This is a genomic window from Streptomyces sp. RKAG337, assembly GCF_023701715.1.
Classification (GTDB): domain Bacteria; phylum Actinomycetota; class Actinomycetes; order Streptomycetales; family Streptomycetaceae; genus Actinacidiphila.
Window position 1 is genome coordinate 5935574 of record NZ_JAJOZA010000001.1, and the last position, 19116, is coordinate 5954689.

A 19116-nucleotide genomic window follows, 5' to 3' on the forward strand; every position below is an offset into this window, starting at 1 on the left:
GTGAAGGCTCACGACGGCATGTACATCGACGGGGCCTGGCGCCCCGCCGCCGGGCACGAGTCGATCGAGGTGGTCAATCCGGCGGACGAGCAGGTCATCGGATCCGTGCCGGCCGGCACCCCGCAGGACGTCGACGCCGCCGTGCGGGCCGCGCGCGCAGCGCTCCCCGCGTGGGCCGCGACCGCCCCCGCCGCCCGCGCCGCCCTCATCGGCGCACTGCGCGAACGGCTGGCCGCCCGCCGCGAGGAGATCGCCGGGACGATCAGCGCCGAACTCGGCGCCCCGCTCGGCTTCGCCGCCGCCGTCCACACCGACCTGCCGATCGCCGTCGCCGGTTCGTACGCGCAACTCGCCGCGTCGTACGCCTTCGAGGAGAAGGTCGGCAACTCCACCGTGCTGCAGGAGCCGGTGGGCGTCGTCGGCGCCATCACGCCCTGGAACTACCCGCTGCACCAGATCGTCGCCAAGGTCGCCCCCGCGCTCGCCGCCGGCTGCACGATCGTCCTCAAGCCCGCCGAGGACACCCCGCTCACCGCGCAGCTCTTCGCCGAGGCCGTCGACGAGGCGGGCATCCCGGCCGGGGTGTTCAACCTCGTCACCGGCCTCGGCCCGGTCGCCGGCCAGGCGCTGGCCGCCCACGACGGCGTGGACCTCGTCTCGTTCACCGGTTCCACCGCCGTCGGCAAGCAGATCGGCGCCACCGCGGGCGGCGCCGTGAAGCGCGTCGCCCTCGAACTCGGCGGCAAGTCCGCCAACGTCATCCTGCCGAGCGCCGACCTCGCCAAGGCGGTCAACGTGGGGCTCGGCAACGTCTTCGCCAACTCCGGCCAGACCTGCAGCGCCTGGACGCGCATGCTCGTCGACGCCGACCGCTACGACGAGGCCGTGCAGATCGCCACGGCCGCCGCCGCCAAGTACGTGCCGGGGGACCGGCTCGGGCCGGTCGTCAACGCCAAGCAGCGCGACCGGGTCCGCGGCTACATCCGGCGCGGCATCGAGGAGGGCGCCAGGGTCGTCGCGGGCGGCCCCGACGCCCCCGAGGGGTTCGGGAACGGCTACTACATCCGGCCGACCGTCTTCGCCGACGTCACCCCGGACATGACCATCGCCCAGGAGGAGATCTTCGGCCCGGTCGTCGCGATCCTGAAGTACCAGGACGAGGACGACGCTCTGCGCATCGCCAACGGCACCGTCTACGGTCTCGCGGGCGCGGTCTGGGCGGCCGAGGAGTCCGAAGCCGTGGCCTTCGCCCGCCGGATGGACACCGGGCAGGTCGACATCAACGGCGGCCGGTTCAACCCGCTGGCGCCGTTCGGCGGGTACAAGCAGTCGGGTGTCGGGCGGGAACTGGGCGCCCATGGGCTGGCGGAGTATCTGCAGACGAAGTCGCTGCAGTTCTGACGTGTCCGCGCGGCGGGCGCGTCCCCCCGTCGGGCCCCGTCCCCGCGTCGGGCCCCGTCCCCGCGTCGGGCTCCCCCGTCCGCGCGACGGGCGCCCGTCCCCGCGTCGGGCCCCGGTCGCTTTCCGGTGATCCGCAGTGATTGAGTACCGTGCTTCCGGCTGCCCGAATGTCGTCAGAGCCGGGTGACATGAGCCGTCCCAGAAGAGAGTCCGAGAGGAACCCCGTGGTCCGCGCCGCCGTCCTTCCCGCCGTCAGCCAGCCCCTGATCGTCACCGAGATCGAGATCCCGGCACCGGGCCCGGGCCAGGTCCGGGTGCGCCTCGCCGCCGCGGGCGTCTGCCACTCCGACCTGTCGCTGTCCAACGGGACGCTGCGCCAGCCCGTCCCGGCCGTCCTCGGGCACGAGGGCGCCGGGACCGTCATCGAGGTCGGTGAGGGGGTCACGGCGGTCGCGCCGGGCGACCGCGTCGTCCTCAACTGGGCGCCTTCCTGCGGCGCCTGCCACTTCTGCGCCCTGGACGAGCCGTGGCTCTGCGCCAACGCCGGCGCGGCCGCCACCGTCCCGTACGCGAAGCTCTCCGCCGACGGGAGCGAGCTGTACCCCGGCCTCGGCACCGCCGTCTTCGCCGAGGAGACGGTCGTCCCCGAGAACGCGATCCTGCCGCTGCCGGACGGGATCCCGCTCACCGACGCCGCCCTGCTCGGCTGCGCGGTCCTCACCGGCTACGGCGCTGTGCACCACGCGGCACGGGTCCGCGCCGGTGAGTCGGTCGCCGTCTTCGGGGTCGGGGGCGTCGGGCTGTCCGTGCTGCAGTCGGCACGTATCGCGGGCGCGGGGGCGGTGATCGCGGTCGATGTCTCGGCCGCGAAGGAGGAGCTGGCGCGGGCGGCGGGCGCCACGGAGTTCGTGCTGGCCTCCACCGACTCCTCCGGCGCCTCTGACACCGCGAAGCGGATCCGCAAGCTGACCGGTGGGTACGGCGCGGACGTCGCCATCGAGTGCGTCGGCCGCGCCGACACCATCCGTACGGCCTGGTCCGCGACCCGCCGGGGTGGGCGGACGACGGTCGTCGGCATCGGCGGTCAGGACCAGCAGGTCACGTTCTCCGCGCTGGAGTTGTTCTACTTCGGCCGCACCCTTTCCGGCTGTGTCTACGGCAACAGCGACCCGGCCAGGGACCTGCCGGTGCTGGCGGAACACATCCGGGCGGGGCGGCTGGACCTGGGCGCGATGGTGACGGAACGCATCGCGCTGGACGGAATCCCGGCGGCGTTCGAGGCTATGACGGCTGGGCGGGGTGGCCGGGCTCTGGTCGTTTTTGACTGATCGTGCGTCGTGGCGGCGGGGGCCGGGCCCTCCGGGGTGGGGGTCCGAAATCGTATATTTACGTGCCTGGCGGCCCACAAATACACGGCAGCATTTCGGACCCCCACCCCTGCGGCCCCGTCCCCCTCGCGTTCCCGACTGCCCTACTCGACGTGGGCCAGCCAGCTGCGGTAGACCGTGGTGAACGGCTCGGCGCCGTCACCTACTTGCCGCATGAGCCACTGCGCCGCTGCGGCGGCCTGCTCGATGACGTCGGCCGGATATCCGTAGCGCACCTGGTGTTCGGCGAACTCGTCCTCGTCCACCAGTAGCGGTGTCGGCTTGCCGCGCTTGCGGATCACGTCCAGGTCGAGGTCGACCATGGTGACCAGGGACGCGGACCGCCACTCGGGTGGGGTGGTGATGTCGCAGTAGATCTCGGTGGAGCGGGGCGCCGCGTTGAAGGCCGCCGTCCACCACCCCTGCCGGGGGAAGAGGAGCACCTGCGCCTCCGGGCAGGGGACCTCAGGGCCGTGGCCCTTGCGCATCACGCTGTCGGCGGGTGCCCCGAGCCAGACGCCGTGCTCGTCCTCGCCCAGCCGGTGCACGGCCATGTTCCAGTGCAGCGACCCGTCGTACTTCCGGTACTCCACCCGCACGTCATCAGACATGCGGGGCATCGTAACCGCCGTCGTCGTACTGGATGGAGAGCCCGTCGACCAGGGCCCGCAGCCCCGTCTCGAACGCTCCCTCGTCGACCTGCTGCTGATGCTCCGCCAGCAGATGCGCGCTGCCCAGGTGCGGGTAGTCGGCGGGGTCGTACGCGCCCGCGTCGTCGACGAAGCCGCGGGCGAAGGAGCCGAGGGCCGAGCCGGCCACGAAGTAGCGCATCAGCGCGCCGATCCGGGTCGCGTGTGCGGGGGGCCAGCCGGCGTCGACCATGCCGCCGAAGACGGCGTCGGCCATGCGCAGCCCGGCCGGCCGGCGGCCGGGGCCCTGGGCGAGGAACGGCACGATGTTGGGGTGCGCGGTCAGTGCCGCGCGGTAGGAGCGGCCCCATTCCAGGAGCGCCGTCCGCCAGTCCGGGCTGCCCTGGAACATCGACAGATCGACCTGGGAGACGACCGTGTCGGCCACCGCGTCCAGGATGTCGTCCTTGACCTTGAAGTGGTTGTAGAGGGACGGCCCGCTGACCCCGAGTACGGCGGCGAGCCGCCGGGTCGAGAGCGCCTGCAGACCTTCCGCGTCCACGAGTGTGAGCGCCGCGGCGACGATGAGTTCGCGGTTCAGGAGGGGCTTGCGAGGGCGGGCCATGCCACGCATAGTAGGGCCTGCGGAGTAGAAACTAGCGGTGCTAATTTATGGGAGGTGCCCCCCGTGGACCTTGCGCTCTCGCAGGAGCAGACCGCCGTCCGGCAGCTCGCCAGGGACTTCACCGAACGCGAGATCACGCCGCATGTGGTGGCGTGGGACCGTGCCGAGAGTGTGGACCGGGGCATCGTCAAGAAGCTCGGCGCGCTCGGGTTCCTCGGGCTCACGATCGACGAGGAGTACGGCGGCTCGGGCGGCGACCATCTCGCGTACTGCCTCGTCACCGAGGAGCTGGGGCGTGGCGATTCCGCCGTGCGCGGCATCGTCTCGGTGTCGCTGGGGCTGGTCGCCAAGTCGATCGCGTACTGGGGGAGCGAGGAGCAGAAGCGCGCGTGGCTGCCGCGGCTCACCTCCGGTGAGGCGGTCGGCTGCTTCGGGCTGACCGAGCCCGGTACCGGTTCGGACGCCGCGAACCTGACGACGCGGGCGGTGCGCGACGGCGACTCGTACGTCATCACCGGCTCGAAGATGTTCATCACCAACGGCACCTGGGCCGATGTCGTGCTGCTCTTCGCGCGCACCGGCGACCCGGTGGCGGCGCTGGGCCACAAGGGCGTCAGCGCCTTCCTGGTGCCGACCGACACCCCGGGGCTGACCCGCACGGAGATCCACGGCAAGCTCGGGCTGCGCGGCCAGGCCACCGCCGAGCTGGTGCTCGACGGTGTCCGCGTACCGGCCTCCGCCATGATCGCGCCCGAGGGCAAGGGGTTCTCGGTGGCGATGTCCGCCCTGGCCAAGGGCCGGATGTCGGTCGCGGCGGGCTGTGTCGGCATCGCCCAGGCGTGCCTGGACGCGGCCGTGGCGTACGCGGGGGAGCGCGAGCAGTTCGGCAAGCCGATCGCCCACCACCAGCTGGTGCAGGAGCTGATATCCGACATCGCGGTGGACGTGGACGCCGCCCGGCTGCTCACCTGGCGGGTCGCCGATCACATCGACCGCGGGCTGCCCTTCGCGACCGAGTCCTCGGTGGCGAAGCTCTACGCGAGCGAGGCCGCGGTGCGCGCCGCCAACAACGCGCTGCAGGTGTTCGGCGGGTACGGGTACATCGACGAGTACCCGGCGGGGAAGCTGCTGCGGGACGCGCGCGTCATGACGTTGTACGAGGGCACCAGCCAGATCCACAAGCTGCTCATCGGGCGCGCCCTGACCGGGGTCTCCGCGTTCTGAGCGCGCAATGGTCCGATTGACCGACCGGCCGGTATCTAAGCGCTTGCTCACCTTGGCTGTAAGGTGTCGGCCATGGATGTGGAGGCAGGAACGACCGACGCGTGGAGCGACGTCACCCCCGATGCGGCCCGTCGGCTGGTGATCGCCGCGGTCGAGGCGTTCGCCGAGCGCGGGTATCACGCGACGACGACCCGGGACATCGCCGGGCGCGCCGGAATGAGCCCCGCGGCGCTCTACATCCACTACAAGACCAAGGAAGAGCTGCTCTACCAGATCAGCCGGGTCGGCCATCTGCGCTCCGTCGGGCTGCTCGAAGAGGCCGCCAATGGTCCCGGCGCGCCGGGCGAGCGGCTCGCCGTCGCCGTGCGGGCCTTCGTCAGCTGGCACGCGGAGCGGCACACCACCGCGCGCGTCGTGCAGTACGAGCTGGGGGCCCTCGCCGAGGACCACTACACCGAGATCGTCGCGCTGCGCCGCAAGTCGGAGCGCGCGGTCCGCTCGATCATCGAGGACGGCGTACGGACCGGCGAGTTCGACGTGCCGGACGTCGCCGGCACGGCGCTCGCCATCCTGTCGCTGTGCATCGACGTCGCCCGCTGGTTCAACCCCGACGGACGCCGTACGCCCGACGACGTCGGCGTGCTCTACGCCGACCTCGTCGGGCGCATGGTCGGCCCGCGACAGCCCGTGCCGTAGCGGCTCACGGGGTGCCGTAACCGTTCACGGCGTGCCGTACCGCTCACGGCGTGCCGTGGCCGATCAAAGGTAGAAGCGGGCCACGGTCTCCGCGACGCACACCGGCTTGTCGCCGCCCTCGCGCTCGATCGTCACCTTGGTGACGAGCTGGACGCCGCCGCCGACCTCGGTGACCTCCGCGATCTGCGCGGTCGCCCGCAGCCGGGAACCGACTGGGACGGGCGCCGGGAAGCGGACCTTGTTGACGCCGTAGTTGACGCCCATCTTCACGCCCTCGACCCGGAAGAGGTCGGGGGTGAGCGACGGGATCAGCGACAGCGTCAGATAGCCGTGCGCGATGGTGGTGCCGAACGGTCCCTGCGCGGCCTTCTCCGGGTCGACGTGGATCCACTGGTGGTCGCCGGTGGCCTCCGCGAACAGATCGATCCGCTTCTGGTCGATCTCCAGCCAGCCGGTCGGACCGAACTGCTCGCCGACCGCCGCCCGGAGATCGTCCAGCGAAGCGAAGATCCTGGCCTGCGACATCTGATGCCTCCTGTGCCCAACTGTCCGACGGGTTACTAAGCGCTTGCTCAGCATGGTTCCGCGCGTCGGCCGTGTCAACGCCCGGACGGCGGGCACAGGAGGGTTCAGCGTTCCCTGACGGGTCCGCTCACCACATCGAGGGCCGCCGGTGCGCCCACGGCCGGGCCGCCTCGAGCTGCGCCGACAGCGCGATGAGGGTGGCCTCGTCCCCGTACCGGCCGCCGAACATCACGCCGATCGGCAGACCGGCCGGCGTCCAGTGCAGCGGCACGCTCACCGCCGGCTGGCCGGTGGCGTTGTAGAGCGGGGTGAACGGCGTGAAGGCCGCCAGGCCGGCGAACTCCGCCTCCGGGTCGGCGTCGTTGCGCAGCCCGCCCACCGGGGCGGGCGGCTGGGCCAGCGTCGGGGTCAGGATGACGTCGTACGAGGACAGCAGCGCGTCCGCGATCAGCTGTCCCAGCGCGCGGAACGCGTACAGCGACGCCGCGAACTCGGATCCCGACACCCGGCCGCCCTGCTCGCGCAGATGCCGGGTGAGCGGCATCAGCAGCTCCTCGTGCTCCGGGGCGACCGGGTAGACGGTCGACATCACGGCCCACGCCTTGCCGAAGGCGTCGCGGATGCCCTCGTCCACCGGCAGTTCCATCTCGTCCACCTGGTGGCCGAGGCCGCGCAGCAGCTCCGCCGCCGCGTCGTACGCCGCCCGGCAGTCCGGATGCAGTTCGACGCCGGGCACCGGCGGGGTCGGCAGCGCCACCACCCGCAGCCGGCCGGGCTCGGCCCCGGCGTACGAGGCGAAGCTCGCGCCCGCCGGCAGCGAGGGCGCGGCGTACGGGACGCCCGGCATCGGGCCGGCCAGGATGTCGAGCAGCGTGGCGGCGTCCGCGACGCTCCGGGCGATCGGCCCCGACGTGCTCAGCCCGCTCACATCGTGCTGCACGGGACCGCCGCTGATCCGCCCCCGGCTCGGCTTGATGCCGAACAGCCCGCAGACCGACGAGGGGATGCGGATCGAGCCGCCGCCGTCACTGCCCTGCGCGATCGGCGCCAGCCCGGCCGCGACCGCCGCGGCGGCGCCCCCGCTGGAACCGCCGGCGGAGAGCTCCAGGTCCCAGGGGGTACGGGCGGGCGGCGCGAGCTGGTTCTCGGTGTAACAGGGCAGCCCGAACTCGGGGGTGTTGGTCTTGCCGAGCAGGATCGTCCCCGCCTCGCGCAGCTTCGTCACCACGTGGTCGTCGATGTCGGGGATGTGGTCCGCGTACGCCCGCGAGCCGAGCGTGCAGCGCACCCCCGCCACGAAGTTGAGGTCCTTCACCGGCACCGGAACCCCGTGCAGCGCCGGCAGTTCCCGCCCCTCGCGACGCGCGGCCACCGCCTCGCTCTCCGCGTCGGCCGCCTGCTTGCGGGCGATCTCGGGGGTGACGGTGATGTACGCACCCACGGTCTCGTTCAGCCGCTCGATGCGGTCGAGATAGTGCTCGGTCAGCTCGACCGGCGAAACGGACCCGCTCCGCACCTGTTCCGCCTGCTCCACCGCGGTCAGATCGTGCAGCTGCGCCATGGCTGTCCCGTCCTCTGCTTGTTCGACGTCACGTCACCGTGCGTCGCGATCCTCGCACTACCGGCCGGTAGCGACCAGACCCCCGGTCAGCCCGGCCACAAGGAACCGGCCGTGCACCGGCCGGAATCAGCACACGCGTACGTGGGTCATGATTCGTGGTGCCCGCACGCGGGCTGAGACCACGGAGGACAGGTGACGGAAGCGGTGCGCCACCCGGCGTTGGAACACGGGGCTCAGCTGTGCGGCCTCGCCGAGAACGAAGCGCTTCCGCAGGATCTGCTGGCCCGCTTCATCGACCGCGCCGACGAGGAACTCCTGGGAGAGCTCGCTCAGCGGACCGACTTCGGGCCCGCCCTCCGGCACGCGCTCGTCGAGCGCGGCGGCAGTTCGGTGCGGGAGACGCTCGTCCGGGCCGGGTCCCTGCCACTGGAGGAGGTCCCCCGGGACGACCCGAAGGTGGCACTCGCCGCCCTTGTCGGCGGCCTCGCACCGCTCTCCTGGGCGGCCGATCTCGCCAGTAGCCCCGACCGGGACATCCGTTGGGAGGTGGCGGAACTGGAGCAGGACCTCGGCGAGACGTTCTCCGTCCTGTCGAACGATCCGGACCACAGCGTCCTCCAGTCACTGGCCGGCAACGCGGCATTGCCCGCCGACCTGATGGAGGAGCTCGCGAGGCATCCGAGCACGGCCGTACGGTCCGCGCTCGCCCGCAACGATCAGGTTCCCGCCCGTATCCTCGCCGGGTTGCTCGCCGACGGCGGCAGCCCGCCGCCCACCATGTGCGGGTCGTGCAGCAGCGTCGGAGACCCGGCCGGGCGCCGCGCCCAGTGCGGTGATCACGCGCCCGGCATCCGTGAAGTCCAGCTCTCCGCTCTGCAGAATCCCGCGACGCCTCCGGACGGCATGGCGGCGTTCGTCTCCTTGCCGGAACCCTGGCAGCGGGCCTGCATCGCCGGACGGGCCGGTATCGCGGACGAGGTGTACGCCGCCCTGGCGGAGGATGCCGACCCGCGGGTCCGGGGGGCCCTCGCCGAGAACCCCGCCGTCCCCCAGCAGTTGCTGCGCCGCCTCGCCGAGGACCCGTCCTCCGAGGTCCGGCGCGAGCTCGGCGCCAATCCGGCCATCACGCTGGACCTGCTCACTTCGCTCGCCGCCCACCAGCGCTTCGGACGGGAGCTCCTGCCGAGGATCGCCGCCGCCTCCGAGGACGAACTGCGGCTGCTGGCCGCGTCCCCCGTCGCTCAGGTGCGCGCGCTGGCCGCCGTCAGGGAGGACCTCCCGGCCGATCTGCTCGCCGCATTCGCGGCGGATCCGGATGCGGGTGTGGCCAAGCGGGTCGCGCCCCATCCCAGCCTCACAGCAGGCCATGTGCGGACCATCGCGGAACGGCACGGGCCGCCGGTCTACAGCGCGGTCGCCGCCAGTCCGCACTGTCCCGCCGACCTGCTGCACCGGATGGCGCTCGACTCGGGCTCGGTCCGCAAGGCGCTGCGCCCCATCGCCCGTCATCCGTCGGCCACTGCCGAGACGCTGCTGATTTGTCTGGAACATCGCGACGGACGCCGCCACGCCGTCCGGCATCCCGCGATGCCGCCGGCGCTCCTGGTGGAACTGCTGGCCGACCCCGACTGGGAGGTGGCTTCGGGAGCGGCGGGGAACAGCGCCCTTCCCACCGCGGCCATGGAGCGGCTGCTCGACGGCTGGCTGCCCGGAGCTCCGGAGGCGGGCTGACCCCGGTCTCCGGTCCTCGTCTGCTCTCGGCGGAACGGCGGGGGGCGGGAGGGATCGGTCGTGAGGATGGCCGGATGAACGGTGACACGGCGGTACGGCGGCTCGATCTCGGCTACTTCGTCCGGCCCGCGGAGGAGGCCGGGGAGGCGTATCCGCGGGTCGAGGCGGTGCTCGGGTATCTGGTGCGCAGGGATGAGGGGCTGCTCCTGTTCGACACCGGGATCGGGGACGCCGGTCCGGAGACGGAGGCGCACTACCGGCCCAGGCGGCGCCCGCTGGAGGAGGCGCTCGCGGCGGCCGGGGTCGCGGTGGGGGACATCGCGCTGGTGGTCAACTGCCATCTGCACTTCGACCACATCGGAGGGAATCCGCTGCTCGCGGGCAGGCCCGTTCTGGTGCAGGCACAGGAGCTGGCGGCCGCCCGGCGCGGCGGGTACACGGCCGAACAGCTCGTGGACTTCCCGGGCGCGGTCTACGAGGAGTTGACGGGGGAGGCCGAGATCTGGCCCGGCGTTCTGGTCGTGCCGACGCCGGGGCACACCGACGGGCACCAGTCGTTGGTCGTGCGGCAGGGCGACGGCACGGTCGTGCTCGCGGGGCAGGCGCGCGATGCCGCGTCGCACTTCGCGGCGGACCAACTGGCCCGGCGCGCCGGGCTCGACGGGGTGGAGCAGCCGCTGCCGCCCTACCCGTCGTGGCTGGACCGGATCTGCGCGTTGGATCCGCGGCGGGTGCTCTTCGCGCACGACGGGTCGGTGTGGGAGCCGGCCGGGGGAAGCGGCGTGGTTGGGTGAAGGGTATGACTGGTATCCCTGCCTTCCGGATCGAGTTCGACGGCCACCCCGCCACCGCCGCGGACCTCGCGCGGTTCGTCATGGTCAGCAGCTATGGCCACTTCACCGCCATGCAGGTCAGAGGGCGCGCGGTGCGCGGTCTCGACTTTCATCTCGAGCGGCTGGAGCGCGCCACCCGGGAGCTGTTCGGCACCGGGCTGGACGGCGGGCGGGTGCTGGACGCGGTCCGGCACGCGCTGGGTGACGACGTCGACGCGTCGGTGCGCGTCAACGTCTTCCGGCCCGACGAGGCCGGTGACGTCTCCCTCATGGTGACGGTCCGGGGCCCAGGGCCCGCGCCGAGCGGTCCGCAGAGCCTGATGTCCGTCGACTACCAGCGGCCCGTGGCCCAGGTGAAGCACGTCGGGGGCTTCGCCCAGGGCTACTTCGGCAACGCCGCGCACGAGGCGGGGTTCGACGAGGCGCTGCTCGTCGGGCCCGGTGGCGTGATCTCCGAGGGGGCGATCACCAACGTCGGCTTCGCGGACGGCGACACGGTCGTCTGGCCCGACGCGCCCGCCCTGCACGGCATCACGATGCGGGTGATCCAGCGGGAGATGGACGCGGCGGGCCTGCCGTGGCGGCACCGGCGGGTCACGGTCGCGGACGTGGAATCGTTCGACGGGGCCTTCGCCTGCAACTCCCGGGGGATCGCTCCGGTCGGCCGGCTGGACGATCTGATCCTGCCGACGGACGTGGATCTGGTGAAGCGGGTGATCGGGCTCTTCGACTCCGCTCCGTGGGACGCACTCTGAGAGGCTGTCAGATCCGTGGCGCGGGCCGTGGCGCGAGTCGTGGTGCGAGCCGTCGTCCGAGCCGTGGTCCGAAACCGCGGTCCCCAACCACGGTCCGCGCGGCCGACGGCCTCTCCTACCTCCCGGTACGGCCGTTGCTTGTCGGTAAACCCGTCGGCGGCCGGAAAAGCCGAACAAAAAGGTGACGCATGTTCACCTTCCGGCCGGAGCGTACCGGCGGTAACCTCCGGCGCATCGGCCTCCGAGAGGAGCAGGAATGCCACAACGCAACGGCAGACTACGCACCGGCAAGGTAGGCGCCCGCAAGGGCAAGGCGGTCACCCGCAAGCTCAGAACGGTGACCGCCGCGGCACTGCTCGCGCTCGGCGTCACCCTCGTCGTACCGCTGCCGCAGGCGGCCCAGGCGGCGGACCCCACCACCGACTACTGCCAGGGCCAGTGCGGCGACATCCTGCCGCCCGGTGAGAACGGCAACGCGACGCTCGCCGACATCCTCGCCCACAAGGTCTTCGGCACCCGGCCGGCGCACGCCGCCGACCAGCTGGGACCGTACGCCAACCTGGCCACGGGCTATCCGTCGCTCACCGATGCCACCATCACCAACTTCTTCAACGACGCCTCGTTCGGCGTCCCGTCCGGCCAGGTCGCGTCCGTGACGACGCCGCGCGCCGACGTCACCATCACCCGCGACAAGAAGACCGGCGTCCCGCACATCAAGGGCACCACCCGCGACGGAACGGAGTACGGCGCGGGGTACGCGGCGGGGCAGGACCGGCTGTGGCTGATGGACCTGTTCCGGCACGTCGGACGCGGTCAGCTGTCGTCCTTCGCCGGCGGCGCGCCCGCCAACCAGCAACTGGAGCAGGAGTTCTGGCGGGCCGCCCCGTACACCGAGGCGGACCTCCAGGCACAGGTCGACCAGATCACGGCGGGCAACGGCGCCCGCGGGCAGCAGGCGCTGGCCGACGCGCAGGCGTACGTCAACGGCATCAACGCCTACATCACCCAGTCCAAGAACGGCCGGTACTTCCCCGGCGAGTACGTGCTGACCGGCCAGATCGACGCGATCACCAACGCCGGCGAAATCCAGCCATTCAAACTCACCGACCTGATCGCGCTCGGCTCGGTCATCGGCGCGCTCTTCGGATCCGGCGGCGGCGGTGAGGTGGAGAGCGCGATCTCGCTGCTCGCCGCGCAGCAGAAGTACGGCGTCACCCAGGGCACCACGGTCTGGGAGACGTTCCGCGAGCGCAACGACCCCGAGGCCATGCTGACGGTGCACGACGGCTCCAGCTTCCCGTACGCGGGCAAGCCGGCGAACCCGCAGGGCGCGGCGATGCCCGAGCCCGGAACGGTGGTCGCGGAGCCGCTGGTCTACGACCGGACGGGCGGCGCGGCGACCGCCGCGAAGACCCCGGTCAAGGCCGGACCGCTCAAGGCCGCGCAGGGCATCTTCGACAACGGAGCGCTGCCGGCGAACCTGTTCTCCACCAAGAAGGGCATGTCCAACGCGCTGGTGGTCAGCGGCTCGCACACCGCCGGCGGCCATCCGCTCGCCGTGTTCGGCCCGCAGACCGGCTACTTCGCACCGCAGCTGCTGATGCTCCAGGAGCTCCAGGGGCCGGGGATCAGCGCACGCGGCGCGTCGTTCGCCGGGCTCGGAATGTACGTGGAACTCGGCCGTGGTCAGGACTACGCCTGGAGCGCCACCTCGGCCGGCCAGGACATCACCGACACCTACGCCGTCGAGCTGTGCCAGGACGCCGTGCACTACGTCTACCACGGTGTCTGCACGGCGATGGAGAAGCTGGAGCGCGTCAACTCCTGGAAGCCCACCGTCGCCGACTCGACCGCCGCCGGCTCCTACCGGATGCAGGTCTACCGCACGGCGTACGGGCCGGTGGAGTACCGCGCGACGGTCGGCGGCAAGGCGGTCGCGTACACGACGCTGCGCAGCTCGTACCGGCACGAGGCCGACTCGATCATCGGCTTCCAGATGCTGAACGATCCCGGCTTCGTCCATGACGCGGCCACGTTCCAGCAGGCCACCCAGCACATCAACTACACCTTCAACTGGTTCTACGCGGACTCGCGGCAGACCGCCTACTACAACAGCGGGACGAATCCGGTGCGCGCCGCCGGAGTGGACCCCTCGTTCCCGGTGAAGGCGGAGGCCGCCTACGAGTGGCAGGGCTGGAACCCGGCATCGAACACCGCCACCTACACCCCGCCCGCGCAGCACCCGCAATCCGTCGACCAGGACTACTACGTCTCGTGGAACAACAAGCAGGCCAAGGACTTCACCTCGGCCGGCTTCGGCAACGGCCCCGTGCACCGCGGGGACCTGCTGAACGACCGGGTGAAGCAGCTCGTCGCCGCGGGCGGGGTGACCCGGTCCGCGCTCACCAAGGCGATGGCCGACGCCGCGCTGACCGACCTGCGCGGTGAGGACGTCCTGCCGGAGCTGCTGCGCGTCCTGCGCAGCGCACCGGTCACCGACCCGCAACTGGTCACCGCCGTCCAGCAGTTGTCCGACTGGGGCACGGCGGGCAGCAAGCGCAAGGAGACCTCGGCGGGCTCCCACGTGTACGCGAACGCGGACGCGGTCCGCACCATGGACGCGTGGTGGCCGCTGCTGATCGACGGCGCGTTCCGGCCCGGGCTCGGCGACGGCCTGTACGCGGCGCTGACCGCGAACCTGTCGATCGACGAGTCACCGTCCGCCGGCCACGGGCCGACCGGAGCGCACGCGGGCAGCGCGTTCCAGTACGGCTGGTGGAGCTACGCGGACAAAGACCTGCGGACGGTCCTCGGCGACCCGGTGCAGGGCTGGACGCCGCAGGCCTTCTGCGGCGGCGGCACCCTCGGCGCCTGCCGTGACGTGCTGCTGGCCACGTTGAAGCAGGCGGTCGCGAAGCCCGCGACCACCGTCTACCCGGCCGACGCCAACTGCTCGGCGGGCGACCAGTGGTGCTCCGACACGATCATCCAGCGGCCGCTGGGCGGGATCACCCAGGACAAGATCAGCTGGCAGAACCGGCCGACGTTCCAGCAGGTCGTGGAGTTCCCCGCGCACCGGTAGGAACCCCTGGTGACGCAGAACGGAGCAGGTGCGCGCCGCGGGACGGAGTCTCAGTGCGAGATCCGTCCCGCGGCGAGCACCACGCGCGCCAGTTCCTCGTGGCAGATGTCGCTGTGCGCGCCCGCTGGCGGGGAGCCGCTGCACACCACGGCCGACACGTCGACGCTCACACACCCGGACACCGGGAACCGGCCGGCGCGGGCGTCCTCGATCGTCGCCCGCCGGGTGCCGTCGACGGCCTGGATGCCGTCGTGGCCCATCGCGCCCCAGCGGTCGCCGAGCCCGAGGAGCGAGGAGTCGTCGCGCGACAGCCGTGACGCGAGCGGGTAGATCACCCCGAGCGCGGTGTCGTGGCTGGAGAAGCAGGACACCACGGGCCCGTCCACCCGGTTCTCGGCATCGCGCAGCGCCCCCGAGTGCGACGCGTCGCCGGGCAGTCGCCGTGCGTACGCGTAGTGCGAGAACGCGCCCTGGAGCAGCGTCACGGACTTGACGTTGTGCGCCCCGGTGGGCAGTCCGAGCAGCGCGAACGACACCAGACGGGCGCCGAAACTGTGCCCCACCAGATGTACCCGTACCGTTCCCGCCGACTGCGACAGCCGGCCCAGCGCCGGGCCGAGGCCGTGCTGGCCGACGGTGCCGGCCCGCCGCTTCATCGCGAAGTACGTGGCCTGCCGCAGCAGTTCGTGGGCGCCGTTCCACAGCTTCTTCCCGAGCCCGCCGAGCAGCCGCTGTTCACCCGGTTCGTCGGGGCCCAGATCGACGCCGGTCTCCTGGAGCGCCGCGGTGAGCTCCGCGCAGAGCCCGACCGGGTCGTCGGCGAGGATCGCCGGGTCGGGCTGCGGTCCGCCGTCACCGGAGTCCGCGGCGAACGCGGCGGTGGGGCTGCCCGCCGGCAGCGCCACGAGGTCGCGGACCAGCCGCGCGAACTCCCCCAACGCGTCGGGGGAGTCGGGACGCTCCCGCAGCAGCTCCGCCAGCCGCCGCACCGTCGCGTCCTGGCCGGGGAACGTACTGGCCAGGGCCCGGCACGTCTCCTCGCTGAGCTCCGTCCGGCCGCCGGGGGAGGTGGCTGGGGCGGTCCCGGGGCTGATCAGCGAGGGCGTGAAGTCCGGGATGGGCTCGTCGCTGAACCGCATGGCGGGCCACAGCACGCCGACATAGCCGAGCCGCACCCGGGTTCCGGTGCCGGTGCTGGTTCCGGTGCCCGTTCCCGCGCCGAGCAGCCCGGGGAAGGGTGCGAAGAACCGGTCGTAGAGCCAGGTCGCCATGGACTGGTCGTTGTTCCAGCCGTGCGAGAACAACACCAGATCGGTGACCCCCTCGGCGGCCACCCCCGCCAGCAGTTGATCACGCTGCCGGGTGTCCACGTCCCCGTCCGCGTCGAAGGTCAGTTCCCAGTAGGGCTGCACGCTCATCGTTGTCACAGCGGTCACCTCGGATCGATCCGCGCCATGTGCGCGCATCATCCCGAACAGGGAGGAGACCGGCCATACCCCGCGCATACGATTTTGCTCTTCCGTCGACCTGACCGACCGCTTAGTATGCGAGAGGAGCCGTAGCCAGTCGAGTCGAAGGAGACACGATCGTGGTCGTGGAAACACTGCGCGATGCCCGAGTGGTCGTCACCGGGGCAGGTGGCGGCATCGGTGCCGCGCTGGCCCGCAGATTCGCCGCCGAAGGCGCGCGGGTCGTGGTCAACGACCTGAACGCCGGAGCCGCGCAGGCCGTCGCCGACGAGATCGGCGGCATCGCCGTACCGGGCGACGCCTCGGGCGTCGTCGGCAAGGCACGCGACGCGCTCGGCGGCACGATCGACGTCTTCTGCGCCAACGCCGGTGTCGGCACCGGCGGCCCCGACGCCACCGACGAGGAGTGGGAGCGCTCCTGGGACGTCAACGTCATGAGCCACGTCCGGGCCGCCCGCGAGCTGCTGCCCGAATGGCTCGAACGCGGCAGCGGCCGCTTCATCGCCACCGTCTCCGCCGCCGGGCTGCTCACCATGGTGGGCGCCGCGCCCTACTCGGTCACCAAGCACGGCGCCTACGCCTACGCCGAGTGGCTGTCGCTCACCTACCGGCACCGCGGCATCCGCGTGCACGCGGTCTGTCCGCAGGGCGTGCGGACCGACATGATGCGCGCGGCCGGCACCGCGGGCGAGCTGGTGCTCGCGCCCACCGCGATCGAGCCGGAGGAGCTCGCCGACGCCGTCATGGCCGGCATCGCCGCCGAGCAGTTCCTGATCCTGCCGCACCCCGAGGTCGCCGGGTACTACGCGGCCCGCGCCGCGGAGCCGGAGCGCTGGATCGACGGGATGAACCGCCTGCAGCAGAAACTGGAGCACCTCACGGGCTCAGAGGGCGGGGACCGCACGTGATCTCGTACGCGGCCAAGCCGTGGCTCCGGCACTTCACCGAGGAGCAGCGCTCACTGCCCGACGCCCCGCCGAGCGTGCTGCACGCCTTCCGCACCTCGGTCGCCCGCGTCCCGGACCGCGCCGCCCTCGCCTACTTCGACGGACGGCTGTCCTACCGCGAGGTCGACGAGCTCTCCGACGGCCTGGCGAACCATCTGACGGCACGCGGTTTCGAACCCGGCGACCGGCTCGCGCTCATGCTGCAGAACGTCCCGCAGTTCGTGATCACGCTGCTCGGCGCGTGGAAGGCGGGCGGCACGGTCGTGCCGGTCAACCCGATGTACAAGACGCATGAGCTCGCCCACATCCTCGCCGACGCCGGGGTCCGGGCGATCGTCTGCTCCGACCGCGCCTGGGACGGCTACGTCCGGCAGACCGTGGCCGGATCGGAGGTCTCGATCGCGCTCGTCACCAGCGAACTGGACCTGCAGACCCGCGACGACCCCCGCGTACTGCCCGGCGACCGGTTCCCCGCCACCGACGCCGAGGACCTGCTCACCGCGGCCCGCGCGGCCGCGGGACCGCCGCCCACCGCGGCCCCCGAGCGCCACGGCACCGCGCTGATCAGCTACACCTCCGGCACCACCGGCGCCCCCAAGGGCGCGATGAACACCCACGGGAACATCTCCTACAACGCCGACCGGCAGCGCAGCATGCTCGCCCTGCCCGACGGCTCGGTGATCTTCGCGATGGCGCCGCTGTTCCACATCACCGGCATGGTCGCCCAGCTCTCCTCGGCCATCGCCAACGGCGCCACCCTGGCGCTCACCAACCGCTTCGAGGCGGGCGTCGTCCTGGAGGCGTTCCAGGAGTACCGCCCCGCCTACACCGTCGGCCCCGCCACCGCCTTCATGGCGCTGATGGCCCGCCCGGAGGCCACCCGGGAGCACTTCGCGTCGTTCCACTACATCTACTCCGGCGGCGCCCCGCTGCCGCCCGCCGTCGTCGAGGGCTTCCGCGAGCGGTTCGGGCCCTACATACGCAACGGCTACGGCCTGACCGAGTGCACCGCGCCCTGCGCGAGCGTCCCGGCCGGCCAGGAGGCACCCGTCGACCCGGAGTCCGGCACCCTGTCCGTCGGCGTCCCGGGCCCCGACACGGTGGTGCGGATCCTCGACGAACTCGGCGCGGACGTACCGTTCGGCACGCACGGCGAGATCGGCGTCCGCGGCCCGATGGTGGTCCCCGGCTACTGGAACCGCCCCGAGGAGTCGGCGGCGGCCCTGCCCGGCGGCGAACTGCGCACCGGCGACATCGGCTTCATGGACGAGGCCGGCTGGCTGTACGTCGTCGACCGCAAGAAGGACATGATCAACGCGTCCGGCTTCAAGGTCTGGCCGCGCGAGGTCGAGGACGTGCTCTACACCCACCCCGCCGTCCGCGAGGCCGCCGTCGTCGGCATCCCCGACGCGTACCGGGGCGAGAGCGTCAAGGCGTACGTCAGCCTGCGGCCGGACAGCCCCGCGGAACCCGCGGACCTCATCGCGTACTGCAAGGAGCGGCTCGCCGCGTACAAGTACCCGCGCGAGGTGGAGATCCTCGAAGAGCTGCCCAAGACCACGAGCGGCAAGATCCTCCGGCGCGAACTGAAGGCCCGCGCCGGATAGGGTCCATACCGGTCGGAATGTCGACCGGCGCATCGGTGCGGAGAAAGGGCAGGCCATGGCACGCAGCACGACCACCAAGGCAACCGCGGTACCTGAGCGGCTGCTCGCCGAGGCCACCCGCCTCTTCGCCGAGCGCGGCTACGACCGCACCTCGGTGCAGGAGATCGTCGAGGCGGCCGGGGTGACGAAGGGCGCGCTCTACCACTACTTCGGCTCCAAGGACGATCTCCTGCATGAGATCTACGCCCGCGTCCTGCGGCTGCAGACCGAGCGTCTCGACTCCATCGCCGCCCAGGCCGCCCCGGTGCCCACCCGGCTGGCCGAGGCCGCCGCCGACGTCGTCGTCACCAGCATCGAGAACCTGGACGACACCAAGATCTTCTTCCGGTCGATGCACCAGCTGAGCCCGGAGAAGCAGAAGGCGGTACGCGCCGAGCGCCGCCGCTACCACGAGAAGTTCCGGGCGCTGATCGAGGAGGGCCAGCGCGAGGGGATCTTCCGCGTCGAACTGCGGCCCGACCTCGTCGTCGACTACTTCTTCGGCTCGGTGCACCACCTCGGCACCTGGTACCGCGCGGACGGCCCGCTGTCCGCCACCACGGTCGCCGAGGACTTCGCAGACATGCTGCTGCACTCGGTGCGGCAGCCCCGATAACTGGAGGTA

General features: G+C 72.0%; 16 protein-coding genes. 11 read left to right on the forward strand and 5 right to left on the reverse strand.

Going from position 1 to position 19116, the window contains the following annotated elements; translation table 11 throughout:
* The gene (locus LNW73_RS26320) at window positions 1-1401 is read left to right on the forward strand and encodes an aldehyde dehydrogenase family protein (RefSeq protein ID WP_250991592.1); all 1401 of its coding nucleotides are present in this window, start codon (window positions 1-3) and stop codon (window positions 1399-1401) included.
* A 224-nt stretch (window positions 1402-1625) separates the two neighbouring features.
* Window positions 1626-2729: a Zn-dependent alcohol dehydrogenase gene (locus LNW73_RS26325; RefSeq protein WP_250991593.1), complete on the forward strand. Its 1104-nt coding sequence runs from the start codon at window positions 1626-1628 to the stop codon at window positions 2727-2729.
* A gap of 143 nt (window positions 2730-2872) precedes the next feature.
* Here LNW73_RS26325 and LNW73_RS26330 read toward each other — a convergent pair whose 3' ends face one another.
* Together LNW73_RS26330 and LNW73_RS26335 are read right to left on the reverse strand one after the other, a co-directional pair.
* A complete protein-coding gene (locus LNW73_RS26330) occupies window positions 2873-3379 on the reverse strand; it encodes a DUF402 domain-containing protein (RefSeq protein ID WP_250991594.1) in 507 nt (168 codons plus the stop codon).
* On the reverse strand, window positions 3372-4022 hold the full coding sequence (locus tag LNW73_RS26335; protein ID WP_250991595.1) for a TetR/AcrR family transcriptional regulator: 651 nt from the start codon (window positions 4020-4022) through the stop codon (window positions 3372-3374). Before LNW73_RS26335 ends, LNW73_RS26330 begins: the two co-directional genes overlap by 8 nt.
* Before the next feature lie 63 nt (window positions 4023-4085).
* Between LNW73_RS26335 and LNW73_RS26340 the strand changes: the two genes are divergently transcribed.
* Together LNW73_RS26340 and LNW73_RS26345 are read left to right on the forward strand one after the other, a co-directional pair.
* Window positions 4086-5246, forward strand: coding sequence for an acyl-CoA dehydrogenase family protein (locus LNW73_RS26340; protein ID WP_250991596.1), 1161 nt, complete (start codon window positions 4086-4088; stop codon window positions 5244-5246).
* Window positions 5247-5318: 72 nt separating this feature from the next.
* Window positions 5319-5942 carry a TetR/AcrR family transcriptional regulator gene (locus tag LNW73_RS26345; RefSeq protein WP_250975165.1) on the forward strand — a complete coding sequence of 208 codons (624 nt, stop codon included), beginning with the start codon at window positions 5319-5321 and terminating at the stop codon, window positions 5940-5942.
* Between the two features lie 63 nt (window positions 5943-6005).
* On the opposite strand, the gene LNW73_RS26350 is transcribed toward LNW73_RS26345, so the two are convergent.
* Window positions 6006-6467 (reverse strand): MaoC family dehydratase, encoded by a 462-nt coding sequence (locus LNW73_RS26350; protein WP_250991597.1) that lies wholly within the window; start codon window positions 6465-6467, stop codon window positions 6006-6008.
* Between the two features lie 127 nt (window positions 6468-6594).
* A complete protein-coding gene (locus LNW73_RS26355; protein WP_250991598.1) occupies window positions 6595-8028 on the reverse strand; it encodes an amidase in 1434 nt (477 codons plus the stop codon).
* Between the two features lie 192 nt (window positions 8029-8220).
* Here LNW73_RS26355 and LNW73_RS26360 point away from each other — a divergent pair, with 192 nt between their 5' ends.
* The 4 genes from LNW73_RS26360 (at window position 8221) to LNW73_RS26375 (ending at window position 14429) form a co-directional block, all read left to right on the forward strand.
* Window positions 8221-9759, forward strand: a complete 1539-nt coding sequence (locus LNW73_RS26360) for a hypothetical protein (protein ID WP_250991599.1) — start codon at window positions 8221-8223, stop codon at window positions 9757-9759.
* A gap of 74 nt (window positions 9760-9833) precedes the next feature.
* The gene (locus tag LNW73_RS26365) at window positions 9834-10553 is read left to right on the forward strand and encodes an MBL fold metallo-hydrolase (RefSeq protein WP_250991600.1); all 720 of its coding nucleotides are present in this window, start codon (window positions 9834-9836) and stop codon (window positions 10551-10553) included.
* Window positions 10554-10558: 5 nt separating this feature from the next.
* A complete protein-coding gene (locus LNW73_RS26370; RefSeq protein ID WP_250991601.1) occupies window positions 10559-11347 on the forward strand; it encodes an aminotransferase class IV in 789 nt (262 codons plus the stop codon).
* A 256-nt stretch (window positions 11348-11603) separates the two neighbouring features.
* Window positions 11604-14429: a penicillin acylase family protein gene (locus LNW73_RS26375; RefSeq protein ID WP_250991602.1), complete on the forward strand. Its 2826-nt coding sequence runs from the start codon at window positions 11604-11606 to the stop codon at window positions 14427-14429.
* 50 nt (window positions 14430-14479) lie between these two features.
* Here the strand turns inward: LNW73_RS26375 and LNW73_RS26380 are convergent, their stop codons facing one another.
* Entirely contained in the window at window positions 14480-15847 is a 1368-nt protein-coding gene (locus LNW73_RS26380; protein ID WP_250993042.1) for a serine-threonine protein kinase, read from the reverse strand.
* 176 nt (window positions 15848-16023) lie between these two features.
* On the opposite strand from LNW73_RS26380, the gene LNW73_RS26385 reads away from it, so the two are divergent.
* From LNW73_RS26385 to LNW73_RS26395, 3 genes are read left to right on the forward strand one after another with little or no spacing between them, the layout of a single operon-like run.
* Complete coding sequence (locus LNW73_RS26385) at window positions 16024-16806, forward strand: SDR family oxidoreductase (RefSeq protein WP_250980094.1); 783 nt, start codon at window positions 16024-16026, stop codon at window positions 16804-16806.
* Window positions 16803-18452, forward strand: coding sequence for a class I adenylate-forming enzyme family protein (locus tag LNW73_RS26390; RefSeq protein WP_250991603.1), 1650 nt, complete (start codon window positions 16803-16805; stop codon window positions 18450-18452). Before LNW73_RS26385 ends, LNW73_RS26390 begins: the two co-directional genes overlap by 4 nt.
* Window positions 18453-18507: 55 nt before the next feature.
* Window positions 18508-19107 (forward strand): TetR/AcrR family transcriptional regulator, encoded by a 600-nt coding sequence (locus LNW73_RS26395; protein WP_138353295.1) that lies wholly within the window; start codon window positions 18508-18510, stop codon window positions 19105-19107.
* The last annotated feature ends 9 nt before the right edge of the window (window positions 19108-19116 follow it).

Bases quoted from the DNA above. Each gene is read 5' to 3' on its own strand.
- LNW73_RS26330 (WP_250991594.1), bottom strand. From the start codon at position 3,379: ATGTCTGATGACGTGCGGGTGGAGTACCGGAAGTACGACGGGTCGCTG.
- LNW73_RS26335 (WP_250991595.1), bottom strand. From the start codon at position 4,022: ATGGCCCGCCCTCGCAAGCCCCTCCTGAACCGCGAACTCATCGTCGCC.
- LNW73_RS26345 (WP_250975165.1), top strand. From the start codon at position 5,319: ATGGATGTGGAGGCAGGAACGACCGACGCGTGGAGCGACGTCACCCCC.
- LNW73_RS26350 (WP_250991597.1), bottom strand. From the start codon at position 6,467: ATGTCGCAGGCCAGGATCTTCGCTTCGCTGGACGATCTCCGGGCGGCG.
- LNW73_RS26355 (WP_250991598.1), bottom strand. From the start codon at position 8,028: ATGGCGCAGCTGCACGATCTGACCGCGGTGGAGCAGGCGGAACAGGTG.
- LNW73_RS26365 (WP_250991600.1), top strand. From the start codon at position 9,834: ATGAACGGTGACACGGCGGTACGGCGGCTCGATCTCGGCTACTTCGTC.
- LNW73_RS26370 (WP_250991601.1), top strand. From the start codon at position 10,559: ATGACTGGTATCCCTGCCTTCCGGATCGAGTTCGACGGCCACCCCGCC.
- LNW73_RS26375 (WP_250991602.1), top strand. From the start codon at position 11,604: ATGCCACAACGCAACGGCAGACTACGCACCGGCAAGGTAGGCGCCCGC.
- LNW73_RS26380 (WP_250993042.1), bottom strand. From the start codon at position 15,847: ATGAGCGTGCAGCCCTACTGGGAACTGACCTTCGACGCGGACGGGGAC.
- LNW73_RS26395 (WP_138353295.1), top strand. From the start codon at position 18,508: ATGGCACGCAGCACGACCACCAAGGCAACCGCGGTACCTGAGCGGCTG.